The following is a 17,536-nucleotide window of genomic DNA, read 5'->3' as shown; positions in this document are numbered from 1 at the left end:
ATCCCGGCCCCCCTCCCCCGCGGGGCCGAGATCCCCTCCCCTCCCCGGTCCTGCGGACGGCGGGCCGCCACCGCAGGCAGTCGTGCCGGCGGCCTGAACTGATCACGCCCGCCTTGCACCGCGGGCGTGATTGATTCGCCACAGCCCTGTGCAACCGATCCGTCGCCCCTTGCGGCCAAGCCTGACGCACCGTACTCAAAGCGAGAAAGCGCAGTTGGCGCAATAGTTTATCATGATTCTAAACAGCGCGTCCGCCCCGCCGGGTCCCTCCCGGCGAACGGGTCCGGCTGGTCTCAGGGGTTCGGGGGGGCAAGGCAGTGAGAGTCGATCGCATTCGTTCGGGGGCCACGCGCGCCCTCCTCCTCGCCGGCACCTCCTTCGTCGCCCTGTCCACCGGGGCGTCCGCGCAGCAGGCCGCATCCCGCGGCGGGGCGAGCGTCCAGCTCGACGAGATCAGCGTGGAGAGCCGCGGCGGGGGCACCCCGGCGGGCGCGGTGGCGGGGGGCGCGGCCGGCGGCGCGGGCCGGGGCATCGAGGACCCGAAGGGGCCCGTGGCCGGCTACGTGGCGACGCGCACGACCACCGCCACCAAGACCAACACGCCGCTCATCGAGACGCCGCAATCGATCACCGTCATCGGCCGCCAGCAGCTCGACGCCCAGAACGCGCAGACCCTGACCCAGGCGACGCAGTACGTGGCGGGCACCTTCGCCGGCACCTTCGGCGCCGACACCCGCAACACCTTCCTCTACCTGCGCGGCTTCAACGTCAGCGACTACGGCATCTACCGGGACGGGCTGCAGACGCTGAACTACGGCTTCGGCTATTACAACGTGGACACGTTCGGCCTCGAGCGGATCGAGATCCTGCGCGGGCCCGCGGCGGTGCTGTTCGGCGCCGGCTCCCCCGGCGGCATCGTCAACCAGGTGAGCAAGCGCCCGACCGCCGAGCCGTTCGGCACCGTGGAGATCGGCGGCGGCTCCTTCGGCCAGAAATACGCGGCCTTCGACTTCGGCGGCCCGGTCGACCGGGAGGGGCACTGGTTCTACCGCATGACCGGCTACGGCCGGAACGGCGGCACGCAGGTCGACGGCGCCCCCGACGACAGCTACCTCATCGCGCCGAGCGTCACCTACAAGCCGGACGGGGCGACGACCCTCACGATCCTCACCTCGGTCCAGCACGACAACACCGCCGTCACGGCGAACTTCCTGCCGTATTTCGGCACGGTGCGACCGCAGGCGCTGGGCCTGCGCATCCCCCGTTCCCTCAACGTCGGCGACGCCAAGCTCAACACCTTCCAGCGCGATCAGGCCTTCCTCGGCTACGAGTTCGAGCACGTGTTCGACGACACGTGGGCCTTCCGCCAGAACCTGCGCTACTCCTTCGCCGAGAGCTACCAGAACTCCGATATCGGCCAGCTCGGCTACGCCTTCGGCGACGCCACCCAGACGCAGATCGCCCGCTACCAGTTCCGCGACCATGCCCGCGTGAACCTGTTCCAGGTGGACAACCAGGCCGAGGCCCGCTTCTCCGACGGATACTTCCGCCACGACGTGCTGATGGGCCTGGACTACAAGGATTACCGCCTCACCGACAACCAAGCGTCCCTGTTCCCGGCCTCGAACCTGAACTTCCTCGCCCCGGTCTACGCGGGCGCGGACGGCACCCCGAGCCCGTACCTCATCAATTCCAACACGTTCCAGCAGCTCGGCCTCTACCTCCAGGACCAGATCAAGCTGACCGACCGCCTGACCCTGGTGCTGGGCGGGCGCCAGGACTTCGCCGACAACCGGGTGATCGACAGGCTGAACAACGGGGCCGGCAACACCGGCCGCAGCGACAGCGGCACGACCTACCGCACCGCGCTGATCTACAATTTCGACGGCGGGATCGCACCGTATGTGAGCTACTCGACCTCGTTCCAGCCGCTGATCGGCACCAGCCTCGGCGGCCAGACCTTCAAGCCGGAGACGGGCACGCAGGTCGAGGGCGGCGTGAAGTTCGAGCCGCCGGGCCAGGGCTACTTCCTGACGCTGGCCGGCTTCGACATCCACCGCAAGAACGTGCTGACCCCGGATCCGGCCAACGTCTTCTTCCAGGCCCAGCTCGGCGAGGTGCGCTCCACCGGGTTCGAGGCGCAGCTCGTGGCGAGCGTGTTCGACGGGCTCAACGTCGCCGCCTCCTACACGATCTACGGCCTCACCAACGAGCGGGGCAGCGCCGACATCCTCGGCAAGGTGCCGGTCAACATCCCCGAGAACTTCGCCAACGCCTTCGTCGACTACACGATTCCCGTGGGCGACCTGCGCGGCTTCGGCTTCGGCGGCGGCGTGCGCTACTTCGGCCGCTCCTTCGCGGACACGGCCAACCTCTACCGGGTCCCGGACTACGTGCTGTTCGACGCGCAGGTCCATTACAACTGGGACCGCTGGCGGATCGCCGTCACCGCCACCAACCTCGCCGACCGCCGGTTCGTCTCCTCGTGCCAGACCATCACGTCCTGCTATTACGGCGACGCGCGGCGGGTGCTGGCGAGCCTCAGCACGAGGTGGTGAGGGCCACCCGCCTCACCGCCCCTCGACCGCCCTCGTCCTCGGTGACGGCCCGGGCCTCCCACGGGGGCCGGGCCGGCCGCTGAGCCCCCGCCCGGCCCTGCGCGCGTCCTCGCGGCCACCGAATCGCCCGGCGCGCCCGCCGGCCGGGCCCGAGGGCCGCGGCGCGAAGTCATCGCGCGCCCCCCGGCGGGGACAGGCCGCCGTCCCAGGCTCGTCTCGCAGTACGTGGCCACCCCGTCCCCTGCGCTCATCTTTCCCGGCATCGCCGCCGTCGCGATCCTCGTCGGACGAATGGCTCCGACGTCGCGAAACCGTGTCCGAGACATCTGGACCGGCAGGCTGAGGGACTGAATATCGTCCCTATCGCCCGTCATATGAAAGCTTATAGGCGGCTCATCATGTTTTCGTCAGGTTACTCTGGGGTTGTCGGATCGAAATAAGTGCAAGCGAGGCGAGATATTTCCGCTGAATGGCTGCAAAACTTGCTTCGCGATACGAACAAAATTAAGAAATCGACGCGACCTGTCGCAGAGGAGGTTCCCATGAGCGTCGGTGATATCGCTTCGGTTCGCCAATCCACCCTGCCGTCCGAACTTTCGACCGGTGGCGGGCAAGAGGATTTGGGAACTCTGTTCTCCAAGTTGCTGACCGACCTGGGTCAGATGATGAGTTCATCGTCCAACAAGGACGGATTGTCCGAAAAAATTCTGATGGACATCGGCCAGATACTGAAGGCGGCGCCCCACCACGAAGGCGGCTCGGCGGCGTCGACCCAGGGGCAGCCGGCATCGCAGGGTTCTGCCGGTTCCAACGGCTCGGCGGGGTCCGCCGGTGGCTCAGGCTCCTCCGGTTCGGCGGGGGGCGGCGCGGCCGGCGGCGGGGCCACGGCCGAGATGCCCGCCAATCTCCAGGAGATCTGGAACCAGCACGGCGCGACCATCAAGAAATATGTGGACGAGGCGAACGCGAACGGCGCGCACCTCACCTACCAGTTCGTCGCTGCGGAGCTGATGAAGGAGTCGAGCGGCGACGCCAAGGCGGTCGGGGATGGCGGCACCAGCCTCGGCATCGCGCAGATCAACGATCAGGATGCCGCCTTCACCACCGGCAAGTTCGCCGGGCAGGATCGCATGAATCCCGAGATCGGGATCGGCATGATGGTCCAGGACTTGGCCGGCTACAGCCAGCAATACGGGAACGACCTGCGCGCCGTGGCCGATGCCTACGAGACCGGCGGAAACCCCAACAGCCCGTACCTCGAAGGCGGACGCGATTACGGCGAGATCGTCCTCAGCCTCATGCAGGGCGGCAACTGACCGCTCCGCGCCCCCGGTCCGGACCTGTCCGGACCGGGGGCGCGAACCCGAAGGGACGGCCGGCCAGCGCGGACCGGGCCGAGGCCGCGGCGTCTCCCGGTGCCGGCCCATCGCGGGCCGCACCGCCCGCGGGCCCGGGGGCCAGAGGGGGGATCACGCCCCGACGGCCTCGCCGCGGGCGACGGCCGGCGGACCCGACAGGCGCACCGGCAGGTCGTTGATCCGGAGCGACCGGCGCAGGCGCCGCGACAGGGCATCCACCGCCACCGTCAGGAGGGCGGTCGATGCGATCAGCACCACCGCCACGTCGAGGCGCAGCTCCGAGATCGCCGCATCGACGTAGAATCCGAGGGTGGTGACGCCGAGGATGCCGAAGATCGCGCTCTCCCGCAGGATCAGCTCCCACCGGTAGAGCAGGAGCGCCAGGAACTGCCCGTAGAGCCGCGGCAGGGTCTCGTAGGCGTAGAGGTTCATCCCCCGCGGCGCGTCGGCCCGGTAGGGGATGGCGTCGGCGTGCTGGCCCATCAGGGTGCCGACGATCCCGGCATTGTGCAGCGACAGGGCGATGATCGCCGGCAGCATCGAGGGGCCGAGCAGCTGCAGGCAGAGATAGGCCAGCATGTAGTCGGGCGTGGAGCGCACCGCGACGAGGAGCACCCGGCCGAAGGGCCGCCCCACCGGCCCGGCGAAGCGCCGCGCCGTCAGGGGGAACAGGAGGAGGGCGCCGAGCGCCGTCGCCACCAGGGCGATCTGGGCGAGGACCAGGGTCTGCGCCGTCCCGGGGAGGATCTGCCCGGTCAGGATCGGCCGGAACCACGCCCACAGGGCCGGGAGTGTCCCCTCCCCCGTCCGCAGGGGCGCCGGGACGATGTCGTGGGTGAGGAAGCGGACGAGGCTCGGGCCCACCTCCGCGTGGCCGATGGCGGGGGGCAGGGCGAGGACGGCACCGGCGAGGAGGAGCGGCACGCTCCAGCGCCGCACCCAGAGCCGCCGGGAGCCGATCAGCCCGTAGAAGACCAGGAGCAGGGCGCCCGCCTCGGCGTAGCGCCCCTGCCGGAAGGCCGATTCCAGGGTGAAGCCCATGGTGGGCAGGCCGATGAAGCCGAGCACGAGGCTGGAGCGCAGGCCGCATTCGAGGCGGTAGAGGGTGTAGTCGGCAAAGCGCCCCGCCACGTCCGGCAGGCGGGCATAGGCGAAGGCCGAGGCGGCGCCCGTCCCCGGGGGCAGCACCCGGAGGGCGGAGAGGTCCGCCTCCTCGATGATCTCCGAATAGACCTTGGCGCAGATCCCGGCATAGGGCAGCGCGATGGCGAGCACCCCGGTCGTGGCCGAGAGGCCGAAGACCTGCATCAGCAGCAGCGCCCAGAACAGCTCGTGGACCGAGCGCAGGGCCGCGCAGGCGAGGCGCACCCCCCGCGAGCGGGCGAAGGGGATGGCGATGAGCAGCCCCGCCCCCGCCCCGAGCCCGACCCCGAGCACCGCGAAGGCGACCGTGTAGGCGACGCCCCACGCCTCGACGGCGGGAAAGTCCGGCCGGATCAGCCCCCCGAGGAAGCGCGTCAGCTCGGCCAGCGGATGGAGGGTGGTGACGTGCAGGTCCGCCACGGACAGGCAGGCGAGGGCCGCCACGGCGAACCCGCCGCTCACCCCGCGATAGCCCGGAGACGGCAGGGCGAGGCGCATCAGGGGGCCTCGAACGACGCCTGGAGCCGGGCCGGATCGACCTCCCCCGCCGGGGCGTCGAGGACGATGCGCCCGGCCTCCAGCACCACGATCCGGTCGCAAAGGGCCCGGGCCAGGGCCGCGTCGTGCAGGGCGAGGACCAGGGTCTCGTGGCCGGCGGCGAGTTCGGCGAGCACCGCCTCGCCCTGGCGCGGGTCGAGGGCCGAGACCGGCTCGTCGCCCACCAGCACTGGGCGGCCGTTGTAGAGGGCGCGGGCCACCGAGACCCGCTGCTGCTGCCCCCCCGACAGGGCCCCGGCCTTCGCCCAGAGCGTCTCGGAGAGGCCGACCCGGGCGAGCACCGCGCCCACCTCGGCCACGTCGGCCCGGGCCGGGCGCAGGAGGGTGCGCAGGTTGTGCAGGGTCGAGCGCCGGTCGAGGCGGCCCATGTAGACGTTGTGGAACACGCTCAGGGTCCGCACCAGGGCGGCGGCCTGGGGCACCAGGGCGACCCGGTCGGGGATCTGCGCCTGGATCAGCCCGAGGAGGGTCGACTTGCCCGCCCCCGAGCGGCCCATCAGGGCGACGCGCTCGCCCCTGCGCACCGTCAGGTCGATGCCCGACAGCACCTCGCGCCCGCCATAGGCGGCCCGCGCCCCGGCGAGGACGACGACGGGCGCAGGGGGGGGCGATCGCACCGGCCGGTCCGGGGTCAGTCCAGCAGTCCCGTCGCCTTGCCCACCTCGATCAGCGGCGCGTAGGCCGCGTTGGAGACGGGGATGAACTTCGAGCGCCCGAACGGTTCGAGGATGGCGGGGTCGGTGACGTCCACGAGGGCCGCCCGGAGCCTGTCCGTGAAGCCCTCGCCGTAGGTCTTGTCCACGTCGGCGCGGACCGTCCACTGGTAGTCGGGGAAGGGCGGGCTCTCCCAGATCACCGACACCGCCTTGGGATCGACCTTGCCGCCCTTGGAATCGAGGTCCCACACCGAGTAGTCGACCGCCCCCACCTCGAAGGCGCCGGACTGGACGAGCTGGATCGTGCGCGAGTGGTCGCCGGAGAAGCCGACCCGGGAGAAGACCTGCTCGGGTGTCTCGCCGGGGAAGTTCTGGCGGATCGTGTATTCGGGCATCAGCCGGCCGGAGGTCGAGGCCCGGGCGCCGAAGGTGAAGGTCTTGCCCGCGATGGCCTTCGGGAAGTCGGCGGAGCGCGGCAGCCCCGTGGCCGCGTTGGCGATGAGGTAGAAGCGGAACGCCGCGTCCTCGGCCCCCTGCGCGATGGCCTGGGAGCCCGGCACGGCCTTGCGGGCCTGCACCCCGGTGAAGCCGCCGAACCACGCGAGCTGCACCTGCCCGTTGGTGAAGGCGGTCACCGCCGCGGGGTAGCTCTTCACCGGCACGTAGCGCACCGGCACGCCGAGCTTGCCCTCGAGGTACTGCGCCACCTTGCCGAACCGCTCCACCAGACGGCTCTCGTCCTGGTCGGGGATGCCGGTGAAGACGAGGGGCGGCTTGGCCTGCGCCCATGCCGGCCCCGCCAGGGCCAGCCCGGCGGCCAGGAGGCCGCCCGCGAGCCGTGCGATCCGTCCTATCCCGATCATCGATCCCCGCCCCCCCCGCCGCGTGCCACCGGCGCGCCCATGGCGACGTCAGGTAGCGCATGCGGAGGTGGAGGGGAATGAGCCGGAGAGGCCGCCCGGACCTCCCCGGCGCCCGTCCGTCAGCGGTGGTGGCGGCGATGCCGGCGGTGGTGGTGGGGGCGGCGCATGGCACCGCCCGGCATCATGGCGCTCCGGGAGCCCATCTCGGCGCCGCTGTGCATGTTGCCGAAGCGCCCGTTGCCCTGGGCGGCGGCGTCCCGGTCGAGGCCGTCCCCCGGCGCGGCGAAGACCGGTGCGGCGGTACCGGCGGCGAGCCCGAGGACGAGCAGCGCACCGAGGGCGATCTTCTTCATGGCGACGGTCTCTCCGCGGCCCTGCGCCGCTGCCTGCGAACGGGGTCCGCCGGACGCGGTTCCTGTGGCCGGGCGGCGATCCGGCCCCGGAGACCCGGTCGCACGCAAACGTGATCGCGCCGGGGAGGCCCGGTCCGGGTCAGGCGTCCGGGTCGAGTGCGTAGAGCGGGCCCAGCTCCGCCGCGGCGGAGCCCGGCACGGGCCGGGGGCGGAACGGCGCGGCCTGCGGGCCGCCGAGCAGCGCCACGATCGCCTCCGAGGCGGCGACGGCGAGGCCCGCGGCCTTCGCCTGCGCCTCGATGCGGGCCAGGGTGTTCATCGCCGGGCCGAGCACCGTGTACTCCGCCCGGACCCCGTCATCGAACACGCCGACGAGGAGGTCGCCCGCGTGCAGGGCGGAGGCGGTGCGGATGGCGAACAGGCCGGCGGCCCGGCGCCCGGCATTGACCGCGGCGAGGCGGACCTGGAGGTCGAGGGCGCAGGCCGCCGCCGCCCGGGCCTGGTCCTGCGCCGACCCGGTGACGAACTGCGCCAGCACCGCATCGCCGATATACTTGTCGACGATGCCCCCCTGCGCGGCGACGGCGCCCTGCGCCTGCGCCCGCACCTCCATCAGCGCCGCCACCATCTCCTCCGGCGGATGCTCCCGGCTCAGCGCCGAGAAGCCGCGGATGTCGAGGATCAGCAGGCAGGCGTGGCGGCGGTGGACGCCCAGGGCGTCGGAGGCGAGGTCCCGGGCGATGGCGTTGGGCACGAAGCGGGCGAGCCGGCCGCGCTCGCGCTCCACCTGCAGGGTCCGGTCGACCGCCCTGCGCAGGCGCGCCACGCCGTCCGCGACGAGCAGCCCCGTGGCGACGAAGGCGGAGAGCCCGATGACCTGCATCGGCACGTCGCCGTTGAAGCCCGGGAACAGGTGCGGGTAGGCGAGGCCCATGAGGAAGGCGCCCACCCAGCTCGCCGTGACGAGGCCGCAGAACAGCAGGGTGTGGGACACCTGCATGCTCAGGCCGGTCTGGAGCAGGAGCAGGTAGGCGGGCAGGCGGCTCACCGCGTCGGCCCCCTCCCCCGTCCCGCCCCCGGCCATCATGTGCTCGACGATGACGTAGACCGCGAGCAGGGCGTTGAGGCCGGTGCCGGCCAGCGAGGAGGCCCCCGCATCGGGCCCGCGGCGGCGCTCGGCCAGCCCGAACCACAGGGTACCGAGCCCGTACAGGCCGAGGATGATCCAGTGGCTGAGGGCGTGCAGCGAGCCGTCATAGGCCTGGGCCGCCATGAGCAGCACCAGCACGATCACGATCCGCAGGGCCATCAGCCGCGGCCGCCCGCCCTGCTGCATCACCCGCAGGGCGGCATCGTCGTCCGACTCGCCGATCCGGGCCGCGGACACCATCGCGGGTCCGCTCATCCGGCACGGCCGAGGCGCCGTGCCCCGGCGAAGCGGTTGAGGAAGCGCGGCTCCTTCTCCGGCGCCACGCGCACCGCGAGGTGGAGCGTCCCGTCGGCCTCGTTGCGCCGGTCGAGGATCTCGGCATTCTCGTAGAGCCAGTGGAGGGCGGCCCCGTCCTCCGGGGGCAGGGAGACCGCGAAGCTCGTCCGCGTCCGGGCGATCCGCGCCTCGATCCGGCTCGTCAGGGCGGGGAGCCCCTCCCCGGTCAGGGCCGAGACGAGGACCGGGGCGTCGCTGTCCCGGTCGTTGCGCACCCGCCCCTGGCCGGCGAGGTTGAAGAGCCGCGTCCGCTCCCCCTCGTCCAGCAGGTCGGACTTGTTCCAGACCTCGATCAGCCGGCCGTCGGCGGTGTCGATGCCGAGCTCGTTGAGCACCTGGCCCACATCCTCGGCCTGGGCCGCGTTGTCCTCGTGGCTGACGTCGCGGACGTGCAGGAGCACGTCGGCCTCGATGGCGTCCTCCAGGGTGGCGCGGAAGGCGGCGATCAGCGGCGTCGGCAGGTCGGAGATGAAGCCCACCGTGTCGGACAGGATCACCGTCTCCCCGTGGGGGAGCTTGGTCGCCCGGGCGGTGGGGTCGAGGGTGGCGAACAGCATGTCCTTGGCCGTGACCTCGGCCTTGGTCAGGGCGTTGAACAGGCTCGACTTGCCGGCATTGGTGTAGCCCACCAGCGCCACGATCGGGTAGGGCACCCGCGCCCGGCTCTGGCGGTGCAGGCCCCGGGTGCGCACCACCGAATCGAGGTCGCGCTCGATCCGGGTCATGCGCTCCTGGATCATCCGCCGGTCGGCCTCGATCTGGGTCTCGCCGGGGCCGCCGAGGAAGCCGAAGCCGCCGCGCTGGCGCTCCAGGTGGGTCCAGGAGCGGACGAGGCGCGACTTCTGGTAGGCGAGGTGGGCGTGCTCCACCTGCAGCGTGCCCTCCCGGGTGGAGGCCCGGCGGCCGAAGATCTCCAGGATCAGGCCGGTGCGGTCGATGACCTTGGCGCCCCAGGCCTTCTCGAGGTTGCGCTGCTGCACCGGCGAGAGGGCGCAGTCCATCACCACGAGGCCGATCTCCTCGGCCTTCACCAGCCCGCCAATCTCATCCACCCGGCCCTTGCCGAGATAGGTCGAGGGCCGGATCCGCGGCAGGCCGACGGGGAGGCTCTGGGTGACGTCGAGTTCGATGGCGGCGGCGAGCCCGGTGGCCTCGTCGAGGCGCGCCTCCACGGAGCGGGTCGGCGGGGCGACCCGGCCGAAACCCGTGCTCCCGCGGGCGAGGTAGGGGCCGATCACCAGGGTCCGGGTCGAGGCGGCGATCTCGCCCTCGGGAGCCGCATGGGCCTTCAGCCGGGCCTCACCCGAGGTCAAAGTTTCGCTCATGCGGAAGGGGCGCTCGCCGGTTCGTGTTCTTATGGGCTGAGGCTCATATGGGCGCTGGCCGGGCTTCTGCCAACGGCGCCCCCCTCCCCGTCTCCCTGCCGTCTGTGTTTCGCCGACGCGCGCAGGGACGCAGGGGGGCCGGCGTGCCCCTTCCGGCGCTCGCCCCAATCCTCGCCCTCCTCCCAAGGTGCCCGCGTCAGCGGGCCGCGAAGAAGGGCTCCAGACCGCACAGCGATCCCTGGAGGCCTCCTCCGGGGCGGCTTCGCCGCACCTCGGGATGAGGGAGAGGATGAGATGAGAGGGAACCGCCGAGCGTCTCGACGCTCCCCACGGGGAAGGGAGATGCCGCGGTCAGGCCTTCTCGGGGGTCTCGTCGGGCTCGAAGAGCTGCACCGGGTGGCCGGGCATGATGGTCGAGATGGCGTGCTTGTAGACGAGCTGGGAATGACCGTCCCGGCGCAGAAGCACGCAGAAGTTGTCAAACCACGTCACGACGCCTTGCAGTTTTACGCCGTTGACGAGGAAGATCGTCAGCGGAATCTTGTTCTTGCGGACGTGGTTGAGGAAGGTGTCCTGAAGGTTCTGTGCGCGTTCGCCGGCCATTTTCTTCGCCTGTTTGTTGTCCCGGCGGGGGCACCTGGGCCGGGATGGGTCACCGCCTGCGGAATCGTCCGAGTTTCCGCCGGCGGCCCTGCATAAAGCATTAGCAGTCCAAAGCGTGCCCCGAAGCAAGGCCCGTTCCGGTCGGAACGTGACGGATCGGCGGCGCTCTCATACGCCGTGGCAGGCCCTTACGGGCCGATCCCTAAGGATTTGAGTTTGCGGTGGAGGGCCGAGCGCTCCATGCCGATGAATTCGGCGGTGCGCGAGATGTTGCCGGAGAACCGGGCGATCTGCGCCACGAGGTACTCGCGCTCGAAGATCTCCCTCGCCTCCCGCAGGGCGAGGCTCATCAGCTTCTCGCCCCCCGCCCCGGCCGGGGTGGTGGGCACCAGGGCGCCGATCTCCGAGGGCAGCATCTCGGAGGTGACCTCCTGCTCCGGGTCGGCCTGGGTCAGGATCATCAGGCGCTCGACGTTGTTCTTCAGCTGGCGGACGTTGCCCGGCCAGTTGTGCGACTGGAGCACCGCCATCGCGTCCTCGGCGATGACGCGCTTGGGCAGGCCGGTCTGGCCCGAGATGCCGTCCATGAAGAAGCGGATCAGCTCCGGCACGTCCTCGCGCCGCTCGGACAGGGCCGGCACGCGGATCGGCACCACCGAGAGGCGGTGGAACAGGTCCTCCCGGAAGCGGCCGGCGGCGATCTCCTCCTGAAGGTCCCGGGAGGAGGAGGAGATGATGCGCACATCCACATGGACCCGCGTCGTCCCGCCGACCCGCTGGAAGTTCTGGTCCACGAGGACGCGCAGGATCCGGCCTTGCGTCTCCCGGGGCATGTCGGCCACCTCGTCGAGGTAGAGGGTGCCGCCATGGGCCTCCTCCAGGGCGCCGACCCGGCGGCCGTTCTCGCCCTCGACGCCGAACAGCTCGGCCTCCATCGTCTCGGGGAGGATGGTGGCGGCGTTGAGCAGCACGAAGGGGCCGTTCGCCCGGGCGGAGGCCCGGTGCAGGGTCCGCGCGGCGAGTTCCTTGCCGGCGCCCAGCGCCCCGGTGATCATCACCCGCGCGTTGGTGGGGGCGACCCGCTCCAGGGTCTGCCGGAGCTGGTTGATCGCCAGCGACCCGCCGACGATCTGGTCGGCGGAGCCCGAGCGGGCCTTGAGGTCCCGGACCTCCCGCCGCAGCCGCGAGGCCTCCAGCGCCCGCTCGGCCACGAGGATCAGCCGGTCGGCCTTGAACGGCTTCTCGATGAAGTCGTAGGCGCCCGCCTTGATGGCCGAGACGGCGGTCTCGATGTTGCCGTGGCCGGAGATCATCACCACCGGCAGGTCGGGATGGGCGGCCTTGATCAGGTCCAGCACCTGGAGCCCGTCGAGGCGCGAGCCCTGGAGCCAGATGTCGAGGAAGACGAGGTGCGGGCGGCGCGATTCGATCGCCGCGAGCGCCTCGTCGGAACCGCCGGCCGTGCGGCAGCGGTGGCCTTCGTCGTCCAGGATGCCGGCGACGAGGTCGCGGATGTCGGCCTCGTCGTCGACGATCAGAATATCGGCGCTCATGCCTGCATCTCCGCGATCCGGGGGGCCGTCGGTGCGGCGCCCTTCTCCTCTGTCGTGGCCGGGGTCCGCCCCGTGCCCGGGGCGGCGTCGGGCGTCTCGGGGCCGGCTTCGCGCGGCACCCGCATCCGCACCTGCCCGCCGCGGCCGGCGGGGTTGTCGTTGAGGGCGATCCCGCCGCCGTGCTCCTCAAGCACCTTGCTGACGATGGCAAGCCCCAGCCCGGTGCCGCCCTCGCGGGTCGTCATGTAGGGCTCCAGCAGCCGCTGGCGCCCCTCGGCGGGGAAACCCTTGCCGTTGTCCGTCACGGTGATCACCGCGAACCCGTCCTCCACGGCGAGGTCGAGGGCGATCCGGCCCTTGCCCAGCACCTCGGGGGGCACCTCGGTCACCGCCTCGACGGCGTTCTTGAGGATGTTGGTGATCACCTGCGACAGGAGCCGGATGTCGAAGGCGGCCACGATCTTTTCGGAGGCCCCCGCCCCGCCCTGGGCCGAGAAGGCGAACTCGATGTCGGGGTGGGCGACGCGGATCATGAAGAGGTTCTGCTTGGCGATCTCGGTCAGGTCGTTGGGGGCGATGGCGGGCTTGGGCATCCGGGCGAAGGCCGAGAACTCGTCCACCATGCGCTTGATCTCGTCGACCTGGCGCACGATCGTCGCCGTGCACTGGTCGAACACCTCCCGGTCGGTCACGATGACCTTGCCGTACTTGCGCCGGATGCGCTCCGCCGAGAGCTGGATCGGGGTGAGCGGGTTCTTGATCTCGTGGGCGATGCGGCGGGCGACGTCGCCCCAGGCCGAGGTGCGCTGGGCCTGGACGAGGTCGGTGATGTCGTCCAGCGTCACCACCGCGCCCCGCGCCCCCCCCGGCGCCTGCTCCCCCGTGACCCGCACGGTGACCGTGCGCTCCTCCTTGCGCTCGCCGCGGGTGCGGATGAGCTGGATCTGCTGCTGCACCGCCCGCTGGCGGGCCTCGCCCTCGGCCAGCACCGGGGCGAGTTCCGGCACCGCAACGCCCAGCGGCTGGCCCACCAGCCGGTCGCTGCCGAGGTCGAGCATCCGCTCGGCGGCGGGGTTGGCGATGGTCACGAACCCCGCCGCGTCGAGGCCGATGACGCCGGGGGAGACGCCCGACAGCACCGCCTCGGTGAAGCGGCGGCGGGCGTCGATCAGGTCGTTGGCGGCCATCAGCCCGGCATGCTGGCGGCGCAGCTCCTGGGTCATCTTGTTGAAGCTCTCGCCGAGGCTCCCGAGGTCGCCGCTGGTCTTCTTGGTGGGCACCTGGGCGTAGAAGTTGCCCGACGCCACCTGGTCGGCGGCGTTGATGAGCCGGCGGATCGGGGCCACGAACCGGTTGGCGAAGTTCAGCCCGAACCACACCGCCGACAGGAGCGCGATCAGCGCGATCAGCAGGAACACCACCGCGAAGGTGATCTGGATGGAGCGGCGCAGGGAATCGTAGGTCAGGTACTCGGCCGCCGCCGCCCGGGACACGCCGGGGAACTCGATGGCCAGGGGGTTCACCTCCCGCTGCACCATCAGCACCGCGTCGTCGTAGGCCGGCATCCGCAGGAGCGCGGCGAAGACCCGCCCCTCCGTGGGCAGCAGGCAGATCGGGTCGCTCGACTTGCCCGCATCCTCGAAGGCCGCCGCCGAGGGCAGGCGGACCTGCTTCAGCACGTCGATGTTGGCCCGGGCCACCACGTCGGTGGGGCCGCGCATGATCTGCGCCACCGGCAGGCCGAGGTTGGTGGCCCGGGTGGTCAGGAAGGTCTCGAACCACGTCCGGTTGACGTCGAAGTTCGGCCGCGCCCGGGTGAGGTCGTCGTTCAGGATGCGGATCTCCCGGGCGAGCGACTGGCACTGGTTCTCCTGGTAGGCGTCGGCCACCTCCACGGATTTCAGCACCACGTCCCGCACCCGGTCGGTGAAGCCCAGCGACAGGCCCCGGTCGATGGTCACCGAGGCCACCACCGCGAGCAGGATCGTCGGCAGGATGGCGATCAGCGAGAACAGGCCGACGATGCGCGAATGCAGCCGCGCCACCGCCGCGTTGGCCCGGCGGGCGTGCAGGAAGACCCGGGCCTCCCAGGCGATCACCACCGCGAGCCCGAGCACCAGGGCGACGTTGATGGCAAGCAGGGTGATCCCGTAGGTCGGCGTCGGGGTGACCCGGATGACGCCCGCGAGGATCAGGAAGGTGGTCAGCGCGCAGACGAGCGCCGTAACGACCACGGCGGCGCCGATCCAGCCCGGCCCCCGCGGCCCCGGATGCAGGGATTCGGCCAGCGGCGCATCCACCTTCGGCGGGGCCCCCCCGGAGGGGGTGCCGGCCGGGTCTGGAGCGGAGCCGGGGCCGCCCGCATCGGGGCCGCCCGCGGTGCCGCCCCCGGAACGGGAGAAGAAAGGCATGAGTGGTGCGGGGCCACAACAGTGTGGCGGAATTAATACGAATCGGCCCCGGCGCGAAAGGCTTTCCCCCGGTCTGGAAGGCGCGACCGCCCCTGCCCTGCGGCCGACTGCCGCCTCCGGCCCCGGGGCCGGCGCCCATCCTTGACCGGGGCCGGCCCGGTGAATAGGCCGGTCGGTGGAGGCGAACGGGGTCTGGTGGCCCTCCTGGTCTTCAAAACCAGCGGTACGCCAACAGCGTACGGTGGGTTCGATTCCCATCCGCTTCCGCCATTCTCAGCCGCGCCCCGGGGACGGGAACGCGGCGGCCCGCCCGGCATTCCCGTGTGCGGGATGGGCCCGCAGCGGGGCTGGCACACGATGTCCGGACAGTCGTTCACGTCCGCCGCCCGCGAGGCGATGAGCCGCCTCAGGTCCGGCCTCGCCGCCCGGCGGTCGCCGCCACCGCCACCGGCCATCCTGCCGGGGCTCGACACCCGGCCCGCGCCGATGCGCCCCCTCCGTCCGCCCGCCGCCGTGAACGACAACCCCCTCGCCACCCTCGAAGCCGAGGTGGAGCGGGACCTGCGCGCCCACGGCTACCTGCGGTAGGGCCGCCTGCGGCGGGGCGTCAGCGCCAGCCCGCGGCCCCCCCGGCGGGCAGCGTCCCCGCCTCGACCCAGTGGCAGGCCGTGGTGTCCTTGACCGCGGCACAATCGTAGGAGCGCCCGGCCAGGGTCACCCGGTCGACCACGGGGCCGATCCGGCCGCGCGGCAGGGCGGCACAGCCGAGGTGGTCCGCCTTCGGGTCGGCGAGCGTCGCGGCGGCCGCGGCGAGCCCGCCCTGCATCAGCATCCGGTAGTTGGCGACGGACGGGCAGGCGATCACCGGCGCCGCCGGGGCCCGGGCGGGCCTGTCGGCGGCCTTCTCCCCCGGCTTCGGGCGCGGGGCCTGCTGGCCGAGGGCCGGGGCGACCGGCAGCGCGGCGGCGAGAAGGACCACGAGGAGCGGAAGGCGACGGCTCATGGCCCCTCCTAGCACGGCCCGGCCCGGCCGCCTCCCTCCCCTCGCCGCATCTTCTCTCCGGGCAGGCTTGACGCTCCCGGCGCCGTCTGCGAGCGCAGGGCGACGCCCCCGCCGCACCGGACACGCCTTCCGAATCGGCCTCCGGCCGGGGCCCGCGACAGGAGGGATCATGGCCACGACGATCGAGAGCGACCAGCGGCTCCACCTCGTATTCGGCGGCGAGCTCGAGAATCTCGACGGGGTCCGCTTCCGGGATGTGAAGGGCCTCGACATCGTCGGGATCTATCCGGACTTCGCCTCCGCCCAGGCCGCGTGGCGGGCCAAGGCCCAGGCCACGGTCGACAGCGCACAGACCCGCTATTTCGTGGTGCATCTGCACCGCCTGCTAGAGCTGCAGCCGGTCTGACCCGGACGAGGCCATGGTGTCGGAAGGTCCGTGTCCCGTCGCGGGGGGCGCAGGCCCGCCCCGCATCTTCCGGCACCGCGCCCCGATACCCGGCCGGAGGGCGCCGTGCCCTCCGGAATACCCCGGATTTCGGGCGATCCACCGGCCCTCGTCCTGTGCGAAGGGCCGATGAAGGCATTGTGACACTTCGGGCCCGCTGATATGAGCCTCACCCGTCATGGATCTGCCCCGGTCTGCCCGGGGCGGGGGCCGCGGTCGCGCAGGCCGCGTACGGGCGGGACAACATGAAATCCTCGATCAAGATCATCGCCGGCAACGCGAGCCGGCCCTTGGCCGAGGCCATCGCCGCCTATCTCGAATTGCCGCTGGCCAAGTGCATGGTCCGGCGCTTCGCCGACATGGAGATCTTCGTCGAGCTGCAGGAGAACGTCCGCGGCGAGGACGTGTTCATCGTCCAGTCGACCTCCTTCCCGGCCAACGACCACCTGATGGAATTGCTGATCATGATCGACGCCGCGCGCCGGTCGTCGGCGCGGCGCATCACGGCGGTGATCCCCTATTTCGGCTACGCCCGGCAGGACCGGCGCACCTCCGGCCGCACCCCGATCTCGGCCAAGCTGGTCTGCAACCTCATCACCGAAGCGGGGGCCGACCGGGTGCTCACCCTCGACCTGCACGCCGGCCAGATCCAGGGCTTCTTCGACATCCCCACCGACAACCTGTTCGCCGCCCCCGTGATGGTGCGCGACATCAAGGAGCGGATGCCCACCGAGGACCGGATGGTGGTGTCGCCGGACGTGGGCGGCGTGGTCCGCGCCCGGGTGGTCGCCAAGCGGATCGACGCGCCGCTCGCCATCGTGGACAAGCGCCGGGAGCGGCCGGGCGAATCCGAGGTGATGAACATCATCGGCGACGTCAGCGGCCGGTCCTGCATCCTCGTGGACGACATCGTCGATTCCGGCGGCACCCTGGTGAACGCCGCCGAGGCCCTGCTCAACGCCGGGGCGAAGGACGTCTCGGCCTACATCACCCACGGGGTGCTCTCCGGGGGGGCGGTCTCGCGCATCGCCGCCTCGCGGATGAAGGAGCTGGTGATCACCGACTCGATCCAGCCGACCCAGGCGGTGAAGCTCGCCCGCAACATCCGGGTGATGTCGATCGCGCCCCTGCTCGGCGAGGCGATCGGCCGGACGGCCACGGAATCGAGCGTCTCCAGCCTGTTCGACTGAGTTGTCTGGGAGTTGTGTCGCAGTTCCGGCT

Annotated in this window: 15 protein-coding genes and 1 tRNA gene; 6 read left to right on the top strand and 10 right to left on the bottom strand. The window is 71.6% G+C overall.

Going from position 1 to position 17,536, the window contains the following annotated elements:
* The first annotated feature begins 317 nt into the window (after positions 1-317).
* Both MKK53_RS04225 and MKK53_RS04220 read left to right on the top strand, forming a co-directional pair.
* On the top strand, positions 318-2,558 hold the full coding sequence (locus MKK53_RS04225; RefSeq protein WP_243927130.1) for a TonB-dependent siderophore receptor: 2,241 nt from the start codon (positions 318-320) through the stop codon (positions 2,556-2,558).
* A 542-nt stretch (positions 2,559-3,100) separates the two neighbouring features.
* Positions 3,101-3,874, top strand: a complete 774-nt coding sequence (locus tag MKK53_RS04220; RefSeq protein WP_243927128.1) for a transglycosylase SLT domain-containing protein — start codon at positions 3,101-3,103, stop codon at positions 3,872-3,874.
* 153 nt (positions 3,875-4,027) lie between these two features.
* Here the strand turns inward: MKK53_RS04220 and MKK53_RS04215 are convergent, their stop codons facing one another.
* The 9 genes from MKK53_RS04215 to MKK53_RS04175 form a co-directional block, all read right to left on the bottom strand.
* Positions 4,028-5,557, bottom strand: coding sequence for a PhnE/PtxC family ABC transporter permease (locus MKK53_RS04215; RefSeq protein WP_243927126.1), 1,530 nt, complete (start codon positions 5,555-5,557; stop codon positions 4,028-4,030).
* Positions 5,557-6,234, bottom strand: a complete 678-nt coding sequence (locus MKK53_RS04210) for an ATP-binding cassette domain-containing protein (protein WP_243927124.1) — start codon at positions 6,232-6,234, stop codon at positions 5,557-5,559. Before MKK53_RS04210 ends, MKK53_RS04215 begins: the two co-directional genes overlap by 1 nt.
* Before the next feature lie 14 nt (positions 6,235-6,248).
* On the bottom strand, positions 6,249-7,136 hold the full coding sequence (locus MKK53_RS04205) for a putative selenate ABC transporter substrate-binding protein (RefSeq protein ID WP_243927122.1): 888 nt from the start codon (positions 7,134-7,136) through the stop codon (positions 6,249-6,251).
* 119 nt (positions 7,137-7,255) lie between these two features.
* Positions 7,256-7,489, bottom strand: coding sequence for a hypothetical protein (locus tag MKK53_RS04200; protein ID WP_243927120.1), 234 nt, complete (start codon positions 7,487-7,489; stop codon positions 7,256-7,258).
* A 139-nt stretch (positions 7,490-7,628) separates the two neighbouring features.
* Positions 7,629-8,879 (bottom strand): adenylate/guanylate cyclase domain-containing protein, encoded by a 1,251-nt coding sequence (locus MKK53_RS04195; protein WP_243927118.1) that lies wholly within the window; start codon positions 8,877-8,879, stop codon positions 7,629-7,631.
* Positions 8,880-8,890: 11 nt separating this feature from the next.
* A complete protein-coding gene (gene hflX, locus MKK53_RS04190; RefSeq protein ID WP_243927116.1) occupies positions 8,891-10,300 on the bottom strand; it encodes a GTPase HflX in 1,410 nt (469 codons plus the stop codon).
* 351 nt (positions 10,301-10,651) lie between these two features.
* Positions 10,652-10,903: an RNA chaperone Hfq gene (gene hfq, locus MKK53_RS04185; protein WP_238249876.1), complete on the bottom strand. Its 252-nt coding sequence runs from the start codon at positions 10,901-10,903 to the stop codon at positions 10,652-10,654.
* Between the two features lie 188 nt (positions 10,904-11,091).
* A complete protein-coding gene (locus MKK53_RS04180) occupies positions 11,092-12,456 on the bottom strand; it encodes a sigma-54-dependent transcriptional regulator (protein ID WP_243927114.1) in 1,365 nt (454 codons plus the stop codon).
* Complete coding sequence (locus MKK53_RS04175) at positions 12,453-14,867, bottom strand: sensor histidine kinase NtrY-like (protein WP_243927112.1); 2,415 nt, start codon at positions 14,865-14,867, stop codon at positions 12,453-12,455. Before MKK53_RS04175 ends, MKK53_RS04180 begins: the two co-directional genes overlap by 4 nt.
* 177 nt (positions 14,868-15,044) lie before the next feature.
* Here MKK53_RS04175 and MKK53_RS04170 point away from each other — a divergent pair.
* Positions 15,045-15,137: transfer RNA gene (locus tag MKK53_RS04170), tRNA-Sec, on the top strand.
* 87 nt (positions 15,138-15,224) lie between these two features.
* Positions 15,225-15,455 (top strand): hypothetical protein, encoded by a 231-nt coding sequence (locus tag MKK53_RS04165; RefSeq protein WP_243927110.1) that lies wholly within the window; start codon positions 15,225-15,227, stop codon positions 15,453-15,455.
* Positions 15,456-15,474: 19 nt separating this feature from the next.
* Here the strand turns inward: MKK53_RS04165 and MKK53_RS04160 are convergent, their stop codons facing one another.
* Positions 15,475-15,870: a hypothetical protein gene (locus MKK53_RS04160; RefSeq protein WP_243927108.1), complete on the bottom strand. Its 396-nt coding sequence runs from the start codon at positions 15,868-15,870 to the stop codon at positions 15,475-15,477.
* A 169-nt stretch (positions 15,871-16,039) separates the two neighbouring features.
* Between MKK53_RS04160 and MKK53_RS04155 the strand changes: the two genes are divergently transcribed.
* Positions 16,040-16,276: a DUF4170 domain-containing protein gene (locus MKK53_RS04155; RefSeq protein WP_243927106.1), complete on the top strand. Its 237-nt coding sequence runs from the start codon at positions 16,040-16,042 to the stop codon at positions 16,274-16,276.
* Positions 16,277-16,560: 284 nt separating this feature from the next.
* Positions 16,561-17,505 (top strand): ribose-phosphate pyrophosphokinase, encoded by a 945-nt coding sequence (locus tag MKK53_RS04150; RefSeq protein ID WP_243927103.1) that lies wholly within the window; start codon positions 16,561-16,563, stop codon positions 17,503-17,505.
* Positions 17,506-17,536 lie beyond the last annotated feature (31 nt).

It is taken from the genome of Methylobacterium sp. J-076 (assembly GCF_022829405.1).
In the GTDB taxonomy this organism is placed as follows: domain Bacteria; phylum Pseudomonadota; class Alphaproteobacteria; order Rhizobiales; family Beijerinckiaceae; genus Methylobacterium.
Note: the sequence above shows the minus strand (reverse complement) of the source record. Positions and strands in the feature narration are given on the sequence as shown.